This window comes from Pseudomonas sp. 31-12 (genome assembly GCF_003151075.1).
GTDB lineage: Bacteria > Pseudomonadota > Gammaproteobacteria > Pseudomonadales > Pseudomonadaceae > Aquipseudomonas.
This window is the reverse complement of record NZ_CP029482.1, coordinates 6,248,180-6,262,859: the sequence shown is the minus strand read 5'-3', so window position 1 is coordinate 6,262,859 and position 14,680 is coordinate 6,248,180. Positions and strand designations below refer to the sequence as shown.

Annotated in this window: 13 protein-coding genes; 12 read left to right on the top strand and 1 reads right to left on the bottom strand. The window is 60.7% G+C overall.

Translation table 11 applies throughout. The features are described from left to right. Positions 1–27: 27 nt before the first annotated feature. From DJ564_RS29675 to DJ564_RS29665, 3 genes are read left to right on the top strand one after another with little or no spacing between them, the layout of a single operon-like run. A complete protein-coding gene (locus DJ564_RS29675; RefSeq protein ID WP_109635314.1) occupies positions 28–1,047 on the top strand; it encodes an aminoglycoside phosphotransferase family protein in 1,020 nt (339 codons plus the stop codon). After that, entirely contained in the window at positions 1,044–1,715 is a 672-nt protein-coding gene (gene murU / locus DJ564_RS29670) for an N-acetylmuramate alpha-1-phosphate uridylyltransferase MurU (RefSeq protein ID WP_109635311.1), read from the top strand. The genes DJ564_RS29675 and murU overlap by 4 nt, the downstream gene beginning before the upstream one ends. A 1-nt stretch (position 1,716) precedes the next feature. Next, positions 1,717–2,484, top strand: a complete 768-nt coding sequence (locus tag DJ564_RS29665) for a TerB family tellurite resistance protein (RefSeq protein ID WP_109635310.1) — start codon at positions 1,717–1,719, stop codon at positions 2,482–2,484. 139 nt (positions 2,485–2,623) lie between these two features. On the opposite strand, the gene DJ564_RS29660 is transcribed toward DJ564_RS29665, so the two are convergent. Then, positions 2,624–3,616, bottom strand: coding sequence for an alpha/beta hydrolase family protein (locus DJ564_RS29660; protein WP_109635308.1), 993 nt, complete (start codon positions 3,614–3,616; stop codon positions 2,624–2,626). 73 nt (positions 3,617–3,689) lie between these two features. Between DJ564_RS29660 and DJ564_RS29655 the strand changes: the two genes are divergently transcribed. The 9 genes from DJ564_RS29655 to DJ564_RS29610 all read left to right on the top strand — a co-directional run bounded on the left by DJ564_RS29655 (position 3,690) and on the right by DJ564_RS29610 (position 14,676). After that, on the top strand, positions 3,690–6,086 hold the full coding sequence (locus DJ564_RS29655) for a PAS domain S-box protein (protein ID WP_109635306.1): 2,397 nt from the start codon (positions 3,690–3,692) through the stop codon (positions 6,084–6,086). 127 nt (positions 6,087–6,213) lie between these two features. Next, positions 6,214–6,855: a response regulator transcription factor gene (locus DJ564_RS29650; RefSeq protein ID WP_154501908.1), complete on the top strand. Its 642-nt coding sequence runs from the start codon at positions 6,214–6,216 to the stop codon at positions 6,853–6,855. A gap of 342 nt (positions 6,856–7,197) precedes the next feature. Next, entirely contained in the window at positions 7,198–8,322 is a 1,125-nt protein-coding gene (locus tag DJ564_RS29640; protein ID WP_109635305.1) for an ABC transporter ATP-binding protein, read from the top strand. 48 nt (positions 8,323–8,370) lie between these two features. Beyond that, complete coding sequence (locus DJ564_RS29635; protein WP_109635303.1) at positions 8,371–9,414, top strand: ABC transporter substrate-binding protein; 1,044 nt, start codon at positions 8,371–8,373, stop codon at positions 9,412–9,414. Between the two features lie 202 nt (positions 9,415–9,616). Beyond that, positions 9,617–10,864: an ABC transporter permease gene (locus DJ564_RS29630; RefSeq protein WP_109635301.1), complete on the top strand. Its 1,248-nt coding sequence runs from the start codon at positions 9,617–9,619 to the stop codon at positions 10,862–10,864. Positions 10,865–10,876: 12 nt separating this feature from the next. Continuing rightward, positions 10,877–11,701, top strand: a complete 825-nt coding sequence (locus DJ564_RS29625; RefSeq protein ID WP_109635299.1) for an ABC transporter permease — start codon at positions 10,877–10,879, stop codon at positions 11,699–11,701. A gap of 220 nt (positions 11,702–11,921) precedes the next feature. Next, on the top strand, positions 11,922–13,070 hold the full coding sequence (locus DJ564_RS29620) for an iron-containing alcohol dehydrogenase (RefSeq protein ID WP_109635298.1): 1,149 nt from the start codon (positions 11,922–11,924) through the stop codon (positions 13,068–13,070). A gap of 116 nt (positions 13,071–13,186) precedes the next feature. Then, entirely contained in the window at positions 13,187–13,861 is a 675-nt protein-coding gene (gene rpe, locus DJ564_RS29615; protein WP_109635296.1) for a ribulose-phosphate 3-epimerase, read from the top strand. Next, complete coding sequence (locus DJ564_RS29610; RefSeq protein WP_109635294.1) at positions 13,858–14,676, top strand: phosphoglycolate phosphatase; 819 nt, start codon at positions 13,858–13,860, stop codon at positions 14,674–14,676. The genes rpe and DJ564_RS29610 overlap by 4 nt, the downstream gene beginning before the upstream one ends. The last annotated feature ends 4 nt before the right edge of the window (positions 14,677–14,680 follow it).

Below are 14,680 nucleotides of genomic sequence, written 5' to 3'. Positions count from 1 at the left end.
CGGCTAGCGCCGTCGGAGACCCTTGCAATGCCTGACCAAGATGTACGTTTGCAACACCTGAAAGTTTGGCTCGATGAGCAGTTGGCAACCCTCTTTGCAGAACAGGGATGGGGCGTCGTACCCCCGGCCACATTGACCGCGGCCAGCAGCGACGCGAGTTTTCGACGCTACTTCCGCTGGGAAGGCGAGGGCAGAAGTTTCGTCGTAATGGACGCGCCACCGCCCCAGGAAAACTGCAAACCCTTCGTGGATATCGCTTTTTTGCTGGCGAAATCCGGAATAAATGTGCCGAAAATTTATGCCGAAGACCTCGAGCGCGGTTTTCTTTTGCTCAATGACCTGGGCAACAAGACTTACCTTGACGTGATCGACAGCGAAAATGCCGACGATTTGTTCAAGGATGCCCTGCAAGCACTGCTGGCTTTTCAGCAATTGCCAATGGTCGCGCCGTTGCCAAGTTATGACGTGGCATTGCTGCGCCGCGAACTGGAACTGCTCCCCGAGTGGTACGTGAAACGTGAGCTGGGCATCGAATTCGACTCGGCGCAGCAAATGCTCTGGCAGAACGTGACCGAGTTGCTGATCGACAGCGCCCTGGCCCAACCCAAAGTGCTGGTGCATCGCGACTACATGCCACGCAACCTGATGCTCAGCGAGCCGAACCCTGGCGTGCTGGATTTCCAGGACGCGGTCTATGGCCCGGTGACTTATGACGTGACCTGCCTGTTCAAGGACGCGTTCCTCAGTTGGCCCGAGGAGCGTGTGCACGCCTGGCTGGAATATTACTGGCAGCAAGCAGGTGCGCTCGGCATTCCCGTGCAGCCTGATTTCGAAGACTTCCTGCGGGCCAGCGACTTGATGGGCGTGCAGCGCCACCTGAAAGTGATCGGCATCTTCGCCCGCATCTGCCACCGCGACGGCAAACCGCGCTACCTGGCCGATGTGCCGCGCTTCTTTGCCTATATAGACGCGGTGATCGCCCGCCGTCCTGAACTGGCTGAGCTGGATGTGTTGCTGCTGAGTCTGCGTGCTGGAGCCTCTGCATGAAGGCAATGATTCTGGCCGCGGGAAAAGGCGAGCGCATGCGCCCGCTGACGCTGACCACACCCAAGCCGCTGGTTCGTGCTGGCGGCGTTCCTCTGATCGAGTACCACTTGAAAGCCCTGGCGATCGCCGGGTTTACCGAGATCGTCATCAATCACGCCTGGCTCGGTCAGCAGATCGAAAGTTACCTGGGTGACGGCTCGCAATACGGCTTGCGTATTCAGTACTCGCCGGAAGGTGAGCCACTGGAAACCGGCGGCGGCATCTTCCGCGCGTTGCAGTTGCTGGGCGATGATGCGTTCCTGGTGGTCAACGGTGACATCTGGACCGACTACGACTTCAGTGTGCTGCATCAACCTATCGCCGGGTTGGCGCACCTGGTGCTGGCGGACAACCCGCCCCATCACCCGACCGGCGATTTCACGCTGGTCGACGGGCAAGTGCGTGACGGTCAGCCAGACACCGACACCTTGACCTACAGCGGCATTGCCGTGTTGCATCCGCAATTGTTCGACGGTTGCTCGGCCGGCGCCTTCAAACTGGCACCGCTGCTGCGCAAAGCCATGGCTGATGGACAGGTCACCGGTGAACGCCTGAACGGACACTGGGTGGATGTCGGCACGCACGAACGCCTGGCTGAAGTTGAAACCCTGATAGAAGCGAGACGCTGACATGCTGTGGCCAGGGACTCTGATTGGAGCCGGAGCGGGCTTTGCCATAGCCAGCATTCCGGGGGCCATGCTCGGCGCTTTGTTGGGACAGGCGCTGGATCGGCGTTTGCACCTGCAGAGCTGGGGGCATTTGCGGGAAAAGCTCGGCGGTCGTCCGATGCTGCGCAACGATGAACTGTTGTTCGTGTTGCTGGGACGGTTGGCCAAGAGCGATGGACGAGTGGTTGAAGGCCACATCCAGCAGGCCCGCCAGGAAATGCGCTCGCTGGAAATGACCGAGTCGGCGCAGCGTCGTGCCATTGCCGCGTTCAATCGTGGCAAGTCGGGCAATGACCGCTTGCGCGGATATCTACGGCGCTTGAGTGCCCAGCCTCATGCTGCCGAAGGCGTGTTGCGCGCCTGTTGGCGGATGGTCTGGGCCGATGGGCGAGCGGGGAACAATGAGCGCGAACTGCTGGCCCAGTGGGGCAAGTGGCTGGGCTGGACGCCGCAACAAGTACTGGCGCTGGCGGCCGACTACGATCAGCACAAGCGACCGCAGGTCAGCAGCACCCTGACGTATCAGGATGCCTTGCGGCTGTTGGGGGTGTCGGCGACCAGCGAGCCGGCGCAGATCAAGCGTGCCTATCGACGCCTGCTCAGTCGCCATCACCCGGACAAGATTGCCGGCAGCGGTGCAACGGCGTTGCAGGTGCGTGAGGCGACCGACAAGACTCGTGAACTGCATACGGCCTACACGTTGATTCGTGAGCGGCGGGATTTTCGGTAGCGGCAAAGATATGTGCCGTCAGTGATGTCGCCTTCGCGAGCAAGCCCGCTCCCACAGGATTTGAGTCGTACGCAATTTTTGCTATCGACATGTAAACCTGTGGGAGCGGGCTTGCCCGCGAATGGAGCGACGCGGTCTGTCAGTCCGCCGCCTTCTGCGGATTTAACAAACCACGCACCCGCCGCACGAGTTGCTCTTGCTCGGCCTTTGCATTACCGGGCAGCGCCTTGAGCGACACCTGGCTGAACGCCGAAGTCTTCAAGCGCTTGCTGGCCTGCATCCGTGCCAGCGCTGCGTTGCGATCCAGCGGCTTGTCCATATAGAAGATGTCCGCCGTCGGCAGCTTCAGTGTCGGCGTCAGTTCAACCAGCTCGGGCTTCGCCGCGGCAGGTGTCTGTGCCGCGACCATCACAAATTTCTCCACTTGCGACGGCTGCTTTTCGCTCAGATAACGCGCGGCCCAATAAGCACCGGTGCCATGGCCCAATACCACGATGCTGCGAGCGCTTTGTTGTTCGGCATAGGCAATAGCCGCATCAATGCGAGCAAAGATGCGCTCGGCATTGGCTTTGGCTTGCTCCTCGGTGGTTTCGGCGATGGCCTTGTCGGCAACTTCCGCTTCACCACCGGCCGCTTGCTCGATGGGGGCTGCCGTAGTCGAGTCCTTGCTGCCGGTTTCCGGCGCCTTGAGCGTTGGTGGCATTTCCATGACGCGTGGTGCGATGGCATCGCTTTGCACGTCCGGCAAGGTGATACTCAGGCTGCTCCACTTGGCGTCGGGCAATTTGTTGCGCAACGGGCCGATTGCTTGCGGCCAGTCAACGGTTTCGCCGGCGCCCGGGATGATAATCACCGCACCTTTGGGCTCGGCGGTATTGGCCGGTTTCCACAACGCAAGAAAGGTGTCGGCGCCGGCTTGCAGTTGTTGCTGTTCCTGCGCAGGGATTTGTCGCTCGAGTGCTGTCGCTTCTTCCTGACTACGCTCAAGCAGTGGCTGGCGTTCGACCGGTTTTTCTTCTGCGGGTTTTTCCGCGGCAGCAGGCGCAGGATCGGCCGCCTCGACGGAAAAGGCGCAAGGCAGGATCAGCGACAGGCACAATGCTGGCAATGCCAGGCGGTAGACAGGGGGCATCGGATATTCCAGGCCAGAAGTTATTCCGGCAGCCTAATGGGTTGGTCAGTATTTGTCAGTGTGTGAGACTTCAATGATGCGTTTTCGCTGCCTGTGGGTTATCGGCTGTTTGTGGTTTCCCTTGATGAGTTGGGCGGCTTCCGCGCCACCGGCGCACGTCGCGCCCTTGTCGCCCAAGCAACAACAGTGGCTGGCCGCACACGGCGAATTGCGCGTGGGGCTGGTGTTGCAGGCGCCTTACGCGCAATACGATCGCCGCTTGCAGCGCTTGTCCGGGGTCAACGTCGAGTTGATGAAATGGCTGGCCAAGGCCCTCAAGGTCGAACTGAGCTGGCGTAATTTCCCCGACCTCGCGCAACTGGAAGCCGCCGCGCGCGAGGGTGAAATCGACATTGCCCCCGGGCTGACCCAAACCCCCGCCGGCCTGCGGTTCTGGCAGTTCTCTGACCCCTACATGCGAGTGCCGCAACTGGTGGTCAGCGATCAGAAAAGCGCTGGTGTGGTGGAGCTGGAGAAACTCGACAGCCAGACCCGCGTCGCCGTGCGCATGCCCAGCGCGACGGCCGATTACCTTCGCGGCAACTATCCCCACCTGAACCTGCAAGGCGTACCGATCGAGCGCCAGGCGTTGCAGCTGTTGCTGAGCCAGCAGGCTGGTTACGCCGTGGTCGATGAAGCGCAGTTGGGACGTTTATCCGTGGAGCCTGAGTTCTCCGGGCTGGTCGTGGTGGGTGACATCGGCTTGCCGCAATTGCTGCGGGTCGCCACACGTCGAGACCAGCCGGAACTGGCCGGCATCGTCGAAAGCGCACTGCGGGCAATCCCGGCCAAAGACCTTGAACAACTGCACAACCAATGGCTGCAACCCAAATACCCACGCCTGACCGAATCCCGGGGATTCTGGCAAAACCTCTGCCTGCTGATGGCGGTATTGATGCTGAGCAGCATGGCCATCGTGTTCTGGCAGCGCCGCCAACAACACAGTCTGGAGCAGCGTCTATTGGCGGCGCGCGAGGACATTGCCCTGCGCGAGGCCAGTGAAGAGGCGTTGCGCCTGACGCAGTTCTCCATCGATCAAAGCACCGTCGGCATCCTCTGGGTCAACTGGGACAGTCACGTGCGCTATGCCAACCGCGCCGCTGAAACCATGCTCGGCTATCCGTCCGGTGCAATCATTGATCGGCCATTGATCGACTTCGAGCCGGGCTTGCACATGGACCGCTGGTTAAACCTGTGGAAGCGCGCCCGGGCCAGCGAAGAGGGGCCGCAAAGTTTCGAAACCAACTGTGTACGAGCCGATGGCAGCATCCTGCCGACCGATGTCTCGTTGAGCTTCATGCGCTTTCGCGGGGGTGAATACCTGGTGGTTTACCTCAACGACGTCACTGAGCGTCGTCGTGCCCTTGCGGCGTTGCAGGAAAGCGAAGCACGGTTGCAGGGGATTGCCGCCAACGTTCCGGGATTGGTCTTTCGCCTGGAGCGGGCGCCGGTGACAGGGCAGATCGATTTTGCCTACATCAGTGAAGGCAGCGAGAGTCTGGTGGGCTACTCGCCGGCGACTCTGGCCCATCGCGACAAAGGCCTGCGCAGTCTGGTGCATCCGGACGACAAGGCCAGCTATCACCAGACTCAGGACCATGCGCTGGATACGGACAGTGACTGGTCGTGGCAGGGGCGGATTCTTACCCGTTCAGGCGAACAGCGCTGGGCCGAGATCAAGGCCATCACCCGTCGACTCGAGGACGGCGCGTATGTCTGGGACGGAATTGTCTGGGACATCAGCGAGAGCAAGCGCATCGAACTGGAACTGGCCAGCTCCCGCGAGCAGCTGCGTGAGCTGTCCGCTCACCTGGAGAGCGTGCGCGAAGAGGAAAAAGCCCGCATCGCCCGGGAAGTTCACGACGAGTTGGGTCAGATGTTGACCGTGCTCAAGCTGGAAACCTCCATGTGCGAATTGGCCTATGCCCAACTCGACCCGGGTCTGAATGAGCGATTGAACAGCATGAAACGCCTGATTGCGCAGCTGTTCCAGTTGGTGCGCGATGTGGCGACGGCGCTGCGACCACCGATTCTCGATGCCGGGATCGCGTCCGCCATCGAGTGGCAGGCCCGGCGCTTCGAGGCGCGCACGCAGATTCCGTGTCTGGTGCAGGTGCCGGAGAATCTGCCGGTGCTCAGTGACGCCAAGGCCATTGGGCTGTTCCGGATCCTTCAGGAAGCGCTGACCAATGTCATGCGCCATGCCCAGGCGCATACTGTCGAACTGACGTTGACGCTGGAAGGCGACGAGTTGTGTCTGACGGTTAGCGATGATGGCGTAGGATTTGTTCCCGCCACCGGCAGGGCGACGTCCTTCGGGGTGGTCGGCATGCGTGAGCGGGTGTTGATCATGGGTGGGCGGTTGTCGCTGGAGAGTGAGCCGGGGGAGGGCACGACGTTGAGTGTGCGAGTGCCGGTGAATGAGGCCTGAAGTATTTGTGGTGTCTGTACTGAAGCCTTCGCGAGCAGGCTCGCTCCGACAGGGATAGTGTGAACAACGCAAAACCCTGTGGGAGCGTGGCTTGCCCGCGAATGATCTTGGCTCTGAAACAAGAAAAATGGAGAAGACTGTGATCCGTGTACTGGTAGCCGAAGACCACACCATCGTCCGTGAAGGCATCAAGCAGTTGATTGGCTTGGCCAAGGACTTACTGGTGGTAGGGGAGGCGAGCAATGGCGAGCAGTTGCTCGAGACCCTGCGGCATGTTCCCTGCGAAGTGGTATTGCTGGACATCTCCATGCCGGGCGTCAATGGTCTGGAAGCGATTCCGCGGATTCGTGCGCTGAACAATCCGCCGGCCATTCTGGTGCTGTCGATGCACGACGAAGCGCAAATGGCCGCCAGGGCGCTGAAAGTCGGCGCTGCGGGTTACGCGACCAAGGACAGCGATCCGGCACTGCTGCTGACGGCGATTCGCAAAGTCGCGGCGGGCGGTCGTTACATCGACCCGGACCTGGCCGACCGCATGGTCTTCGAAGTCGGCCTGACCGATTCGCGGCCGTTGCATTCGTTGCTATCGGAGCGTGAGTTCTCGGTGTTCGAACGCCTGGCCCAGGGCGCCAACGTCAACGACATCGCGCAGCAACTGGCCCTCAGCAGCAAAACCATCAGCACTCACAAGGCGCGGCTGATGCAAAAGCTCAACATCACCTCCCTGGCGGAACTGGTGAAGTACGCGATGGAACACAAACTCCTCTAAGCCCCCCCGCAGCCCCATGTGGGAGCGGGCTTGCCCGCGATGACGGTGGAACATTCATAGCATATGTCGACTGACACTCCGCAATCGCGAGCAAGCTCGCTCCCACAGGTCCGCGGTGGGATGTCCATTTGCGACATGCTTACTAACCCGCTTTTGCCCATTCCCGCGGCTTGCAGCTTCAAGCCGCCGCCGCACCTACCCATCCCCGCCATCCGTGTAGGGCAATCCCTACCCCCAACCTTCCATCCCGCTGAGGCGATTCTCTCCTGCGCCCCGATTTGCGCGCTCCCCACCGTCCACTAGGCTTAGTCCACAGCAGTCATCAACAAAAAAGGTGTGGGTATGAGCCAGGTCGATTCAAACGCAGGGGCCAGTGACATTCTGGTCAGCTTTCGTGGAGTGCAAAAAAGCTACGACGGCGAGAACCTGATCGTCAAAGACCTCAACCTGGAAATTCGCAAAGGCGAGTTCCTCACCTTGCTCGGGCCGTCCGGCTCCGGCAAGACCACCAGCCTGATGATGCTCGCCGGTTTCGAAACGCCGACTGCCGGCGAAATCCTACTGGCCGGGCGCTCCATCAACAACGTGCCGCCGCACAAGCGCGACATCGGCATGGTGTTCCAGAATTACGCGTTGTTCCCGCACATGACCGTCGCCGAGAACCTGGCGTTTCCGCTGACCGTGCGCGGTTTGAACAAGAGCGACGTCAGTGACAAGGTCAAAAAAGTCCTGAGCATGGTTCAGCTCGACGCCTTCGCCCAGCGCTATCCGGCGCAACTGTCCGGCGGCCAGCAACAGCGTGTGGCCCTGGCCCGCGCCTTGGTGTTCGAACCGCAACTGGTGCTGATGGACGAACCCCTCGGCGCATTGGACAAACAACTGCGCGAACACATGCAGATGGAAATCAAACACCTGCACCAGCGCCTCGGCGTGACCGTGGTCTACGTGACTCACGACCAGGGTGAAGCCCTGACCATGTCCGACCGTGTGGCGGTGTTCCATCAGGGCGAGATCCAGCAGATCGCTGCGCCGCGCACCCTCTATGAAGAGCCGAAAAACACCTTCGTCGCCAATTTCATCGGCGAGAACAACCGCCTCAACGGCCGCTTGCACAGCCAGACCGGCGATCGTTGCATCGTCGAACTCGGTCGCGGTGAAAAGGTTGAAGCCCTGGCGGTCAACGTCGGCAAAACCGGCGAACCGGTCACGCTGTCGATTCGTCCGGAACGCGTAAGCCTCAACGGCTCCAGCGAATCCTGCGTCAACCGCTTCTCAGGGCGGGTGGCGGAATTCATCTATCTGGGCGACCACGTCCGGGTTCGCCTGGAAGTCTGCGGCAAGACCGACTTCTTCGTGAAACAACCGATTGCCGAGCTCGATCCCGCGCTCGCCGTCGGCGATGTGGTACCGCTTGGCTGGCAGGTCGAACACGTTCGCGCGCTCGACCCACTTCTAGAGGCGCATTGATCGCCCCGGCTACACCAACACCAACCCTGCACGTGGAGAGAACAATAAATGTTGAGATCCCTGAAATTCACCGCTTTGGTCATGGGCATGATCGGTGCGGCACACGCGATGGCGGCGGGCCCGGATTTGACCGTGGTGTCCTTTGGCGGGGCGAACAAGGCCGCGCAGGCCAAAGCGTTCTATGCACCGTGGGAAGCGGCTGGCAACGGCAAGATCGTGGCAGGCGAATACAACGGTGAGATGGCCAAGGTCAAAGCCATGGTCGACACCAAGAGCGTGTCCTGGGACCTGGTGGAAGTTGAATCGCCAGAACTGTCTCGCGGTTGCGACGAAGACATGTTCGAGCAACTTGACCCTGCGCTGTTCGGCAAATCCGAAGATTACGTCAAGGGTGCTATCCAGCCTTGTGGCGTAGGTTTCTTCGTGTGGTCGACCGTGTTGGCCTACAACGCCGACAAACTGGCCTCCGCACCGACCAGCTGGGTAGATTTCTGGGATACCAAGAAATTCCCGGGCAAGCGCGGCCTGCGCAAAGGCGCCAAGTACACCCTGGAATTCGCACTGATGGCCGACGGCGTTGCGCCGAAAGACGTCTATAAAGTGCTGGCCGGCAAAGATGGCCAGGATCGCGCATTCAAGAAACTCGATGAGCTCAAGCCAAGCATTCAGTGGTGGGAAGCCGGTGCACAACCGCCGCAATACCTCGCGTCCGGTGACGTGGTCATGAGCTCGGCCTACAACGGCCGGATCGCCGCCGTGCAGAAAGAAAGCAACCTGAAAGTCGTGTGGAACGGCGGTATCTACGACTTCGACGCATGGGCGATTCCGAAAGGTCTGGACGCCAAGCGCGCCGAAGCGGCGAAGAAATTCATCGCATTCTCGGTGGCTCCGCAGCAGCAGAAGACTTACTCGGAAAACATCGCTTACGGCCCGGCCAACATTCAAGCCGTACCGTTGTTGTCCAAGGATGTCCTGAAAGACATGCCGACCACCCCGGAAAACATCGCCAACCAAGTGCAAATCGACGTCAGCTTCTGGGCTGACAACGGCGAGCAACTGGAACAGCGCTTCAATTCCTGGGCTGCGAAGTAAGCACGACCCTGTGGCATAGGCTTTGCCCAATGCCGGTCAGTTAAGGGTTTGAACACCGCAATCCTTGTGGGAGCGGGCTTGCCCGCGATGAGGGTGTGTCAGAGAACAGAGATGTTGAATCTGATGGCGCCATCGCAGGCAAGCCAGCTCCCACAGGTTGTTTGTATGCCTCTGCAATGATCAAAGATTTCCGGAGTACGCCATGGCCACCGCCATTCCCCTGAACGCGGGCACTGACCCCACCTTGAAGCAGCGGCTCAAGCACGCCGAGCGGATCAACCGCTGGAAGGCACAAGCCTTGATCGCGCCGTTGGTGCTGTTTCTGTTGCTGGTGTTCCTGGTGCCGATCGTGGCGCTGCTCTACAAAAGCGTTGGTAACCCGGAAGTGGTCGGCGGCATGCCGCGCACCGTGGAGGCCATCGCCAGTTGGGACGGCCGCGGCCTGCCCGCTGAACCGGTTTACAAGGCGGCCAGCGAAGACCTCGCTGAAGCGCGCAAAAATCAGACCCTGGGCGATCTGTCCAAACGCTTGAACATGGAGTTGGCCGGCTACCGCAGCCTGCTGACCAAAACCGCCCGCGCCTTGCCGTTCGCCACCGAACCGGCCTCTTATAAAGAAGCGCTGGAAGGCCTCGACGAGCGTTGGGGTGACCCGGCCTATTGGCAAGCGGTGCGTCGCAACACCAGCAGTATTACGCCGTACTACCTGCTGGCGTCCGTCGATCATCGCATCGACGACCTCGGCGAAATCGCCCCGGCCACCCCCGACCAGGCGATCTACCTCGACATCTTCGCCCGCACGTTCTGGATGGGCCTGATCATCACCGTGATCTGCCTGGTGCTGGCTTATCCGTTGGCCTACCTGCTGGCGAACCTGCCGTCACGCCAAAGCAACCTGCTGATGATTCTGGTGTTGCTGCCGTTCTGGACCTCGATCCTGGTGCGGGTTGCCGCGTGGATCGTGTTGCTGCAATCGGGCGGGCTGATCAACAGCGGCCTGATGGCGATGGGCATTATCGATAAGCCGCTGGAGCTGGTGTTCAACCGCACCGGGGTTTACATCTCGATGGTGCACATCCTGCTGCCGTTCATGATCCTGCCGATCTACAGCGTGATGAAAGGCATCTCGCCGACCTACATGCGCGCCGCGATTTCCCTTGGCTGCCACCCGTTCGCCAGTTTCTGGCGGGTGTACTTCCCGCAGACCTATGCCGGTGTCGGCGCCGGTTGCCTGTTGGTGTTCATCCTCGCGATCGGCTACTACATCACCCCGGCGTTGCTGGGCAGCCCGAACGATCAGATGGTCAGCTACTTCGTCGCCTTCTACACCAACACCAGCATCAACTGGGGCATGGCAACCGCACTCGGTGGGTTGCTGCTGTTGGCGACCGTGGTGCTTTATCTGATTTACAACTGGCTGGTGGGCGCCAGTCGTCTGCGCCTGAGCTAAGGGGAGAATGAAATGCTGAGTCCTTATATGTCGCCCGTGGAGCGGGTGTGGTTCTACAGCTTGCGGATTCTCTGCGGCCTGATTCTGTTGTTCCTGATTCTGCCAGTGCTGGTGATCATTCCGCTGTCGTTCAACTCGGGCAGTTTCCTGGTGTATCCGCTGCAAGGCTTCTCGCTGCACTGGTATCAGGACTTCTTCACCTCGGCGGAATGGATGCGGGCATTGAAGAACAGCATCATCGTTGCCCCGGCGGCGACGGTACTGGCAATGATCTTCGGGACGCTGGCGGCGATCGGCCTGACGCGGGGCGATTTCCCGGGCAAGGCGCTGGTGATGGCGCTGGTGATTTCGCCGATGGTGGTGCCGGTGGTGATCATCGGTGTGGCGAGCTACCTGTTCTTTGCGCCGCTGGGCCTGGGCAACAGCTTCTTCTCGCTGATCGTGGTGCATGCGGTGCTGGGTGTGCCGTTTGTGATCATTACCGTGTCGGCGACCTTGCAGGGGTTCAACCATAACCTGGTGCGCGCCGCTGCCAGCCTGGGAGCTTCGCCGCTGACGGCGTTCCGCCGGGTGACGTTGCCGCTGATTGCGCCGGGTGTGATCTCCGGTGCGCTGTTTGCCTTCGCGACGTCGTTCGATGAAGTAGTGGTGACGCTGTTCCTCGCCGGCCCGGAACAAGCGACCTTGCCTCGGCAGATGTTCAGCGGTATCCGCGAAAACCTCAGCCCGACGATTGCTGCTGCAGCAACGCTGCTGATCGCCTTCTCGGTGATCCTGTTGCTGACCCTCGAGTGGCTGCGCGGCCGCAGCGAAAAACTGCGCACCGCCCAGGTCTAAACCCACACACCATCCCCTGTGGGAGCGAGCCTGCTCGCGATGACGGACTGACATTCAATATTGATGTCGACTGATACTCCGCTATCGCGAGCAGGCTCGCTCCCACAGGGATTTGAGGTGTTTCCGGGATGTTGTGTCATTCACAGGCTGAATAGCAGACAAACCCCAATCCCCAGCTACTATTGTGCCCAGCTCCCCTATTTATAAGAGGCTGCGCACGATGAGTCTTTCCTCTTTCAAAATCGCTCACAAACTGATCACCGGCGCAGGTGCCATCGAGCAACTGGCCGCCGAACTCACCCGCCTGGATGTCGACAACCCGCTGATCGTCACCGACGCTGCCCTGGTCAAGTCCGGCACGGTCGAGCTGGCGCTGGCGCAGTTGGGCGATCGATCCTACGAGATTTTCGACCGTGTGCTGCCAGACCCGGAAATCGCCATCGTCGAGGACTGCATGCGGGTATACCGCGAGGGCGGGCATGACGGTCTGATCGGACTCGGCGGCGGCAGCGCCATCGACATCGCCAAAAGCGTCGCGGCCTACGCCGGTTACCACGGTGCGCTGGAGGATTTGTTCGGCGTCGATCAGGTGCCACGCAAAGGCCCACCGCTGATTGCCATCCCGACGACGGCCGGCACCGGCTCGGAGGTGACCAACGTCGCCATCCTCTCCGACAAGGTCGCGCAACTGAAGAAGGGCATTGTCAGCGACTATCTATTGCCGGACGTGGCGTTGGTCAGTCCGCAAATGACCCTGACCTGTCCGCGCAGTGTCACTGCCGCGAGTGGCGTTGATGCGCTGGTGCATGCCATCGAATCCTACTTGTCGGTCAACGCCTCGCCGATCACGGATGCCCTGGCCATTGGCGCCATCAAGCTGATCGCCAAAGCGCTGCCCAAGGCTTACGCCAACCCGTCCAACCTGCAAGCCCGCGAAGACATGGCCACCGCCAGCCTGATGGCCGGCATGGCCTTCGGTAATGCCGGAGTCGGCGCGGTGCATGCGCTGGCGTATCCGTTGGGCGGGCGTTTCAACATTGCCCACGGCGTCAGCAACGCCTTGCTCCTGCCGTATGTCATGACCTGGAACAAGATGGCCTGCGTCGAGCGTATGCAGGATATTGCCGAGGCCATGGGAGTGAAGACCGCTCACTTGAGCGCCAACGAAACGGCGGACAAAGCCGTGGAGGCAATGACCGAATTGTGCGCCGCGGTAGAAATCCCGCCGGGCCTGCGCAGCTTCGGTGTTCCGGAGGACGCGATCCCGGCCATGGCCGTGGAAGCCGCGGGGATCGAGCGCCTGATGCGCAACAATCCACGTAAGTTGAGCGCCATCGATATCGAGAAGATCTACCGAGCGGCGTTCTAGAGCCTGCGGCGACTTATTGATCGAAGGCAGGCCCAATCATCGCGGTCACAGTGCGCGCGTCAAAGCATGAGGTATACAATGCGCGCCATCGTGATTCTGCTCAAAAAAGGTGCGTCATGCAGCCCTTCGTCATTGCTCCGTCGATTCTCTCCGCCGACTTTGCCCGCCTGGGTGAAGAAGTGGACAACGTCCTGGCCGCCGGCGCCGACTTCGTGCACTTCGATGTCATGGACAACCACTACGTACCGAACTTGACCATCGGCCCGATGGTCTGCGCCGCGCTGCGCAAGTACGGCGTGACCGCGCCGATTGACGCTCACCTGATGGTCAGCCCGGTGGACCGCATCGTTGGTGACTTCATCGAGGCTGGTGCGACCTACATCACCTTCCACCCGGAAGCCTCGCAGCACGTCGATCGTTCCCTGCAACTGATCCGCGAAGGCGGCTGCAAGTCGGGCCTGGTGTTCAACCCGGCAACGCCGCTGGACGTGCTCAAGTACGTGATGGACAAGGTCGACATGATCTTGCTGATGAGCGTCAACCCGGGTTTCGGTGGGCAGAAGTTCATCCCCGGCACCCTCGACAAGCTGCGTGAAGCGCGCGCGCTGATCGATGCCTCCGGCCGTGACATCCGCCTGGAAATCGACGGCGGCGTCAACGTGAACAACATTCGTGAAATCGCAGCGGCTGGCGCCGACACCTTCGTCGCCGGTTCCGCGATCTTCAATGCACCGAACTACCATGAGGTGATTGAAAAGATGCGTTCCGAACTGGCGTTGGCTCGTCCATGAGTGGCTTTGAGCAGCTGTTCCCGGGGCGTCTGCCGCGGCTGGTGATGTTCGATCTGGATGGCACGCTGATCGATTCGGTCCCCGACCTCGCCCTGGCTGTGGATAACATGCTGCTCAAACTCGGGCGTCAACCCGCCGGCCTCGAGTCGGTGCGCGAGTGGGTCGGCAACGGCGCGCCGGTGCTGGTTCGCCGTGCGCTGGCCGGTGGCATCGACCATTCGACGGTCGACGACGGTGAAGCCGAGGGCGCACTGGCGATTTTCATGGAGGCTTATAGCGAGAGCCATGACTTGACCGTGGTCTATCCAGGCGTGCGTGACACCCTCAAATGGCTGCACAAGCAGGGTGTCGAGATGGCACTGATCACCAACAAGCCGGAGCGCTTCGTCGCGCCGCTGCTGGATCAGATGAAAATCGGCCGTTACTTCAAGTGGATTATCGGCGGCGACACCCTGCCGCAGAAAAAGCCTGATCCGGCCGCGCTGTTTTTCGTGATGAAAATGGCCAATATTCCGGCCTCGCAATCGCTGTTTGTCGGCGATTCGCGCAGCGACGTGCTGGCGGCGAAAGCGGCGGGGGTCAAGTGCGTGGCCCTCAGCTATGGCTACAACCATGGCCGGCCTATTTCGGAAGAGTCGCCGACGCTGGTGATCGACGATCTGCGCAAGCTAATTCCCGGTTGCCTGGATTCAGCCGCTGAGATAACGTTGCCCGACGTAGCTCAACCCCCTTCTGGAAACGCCATCGTGGTGGTCACTCGCAAACTCTGGATGAAAGTCATCAAGGCCCTGGCCCGCTGGCGTTGGCGCGCCTGACTCG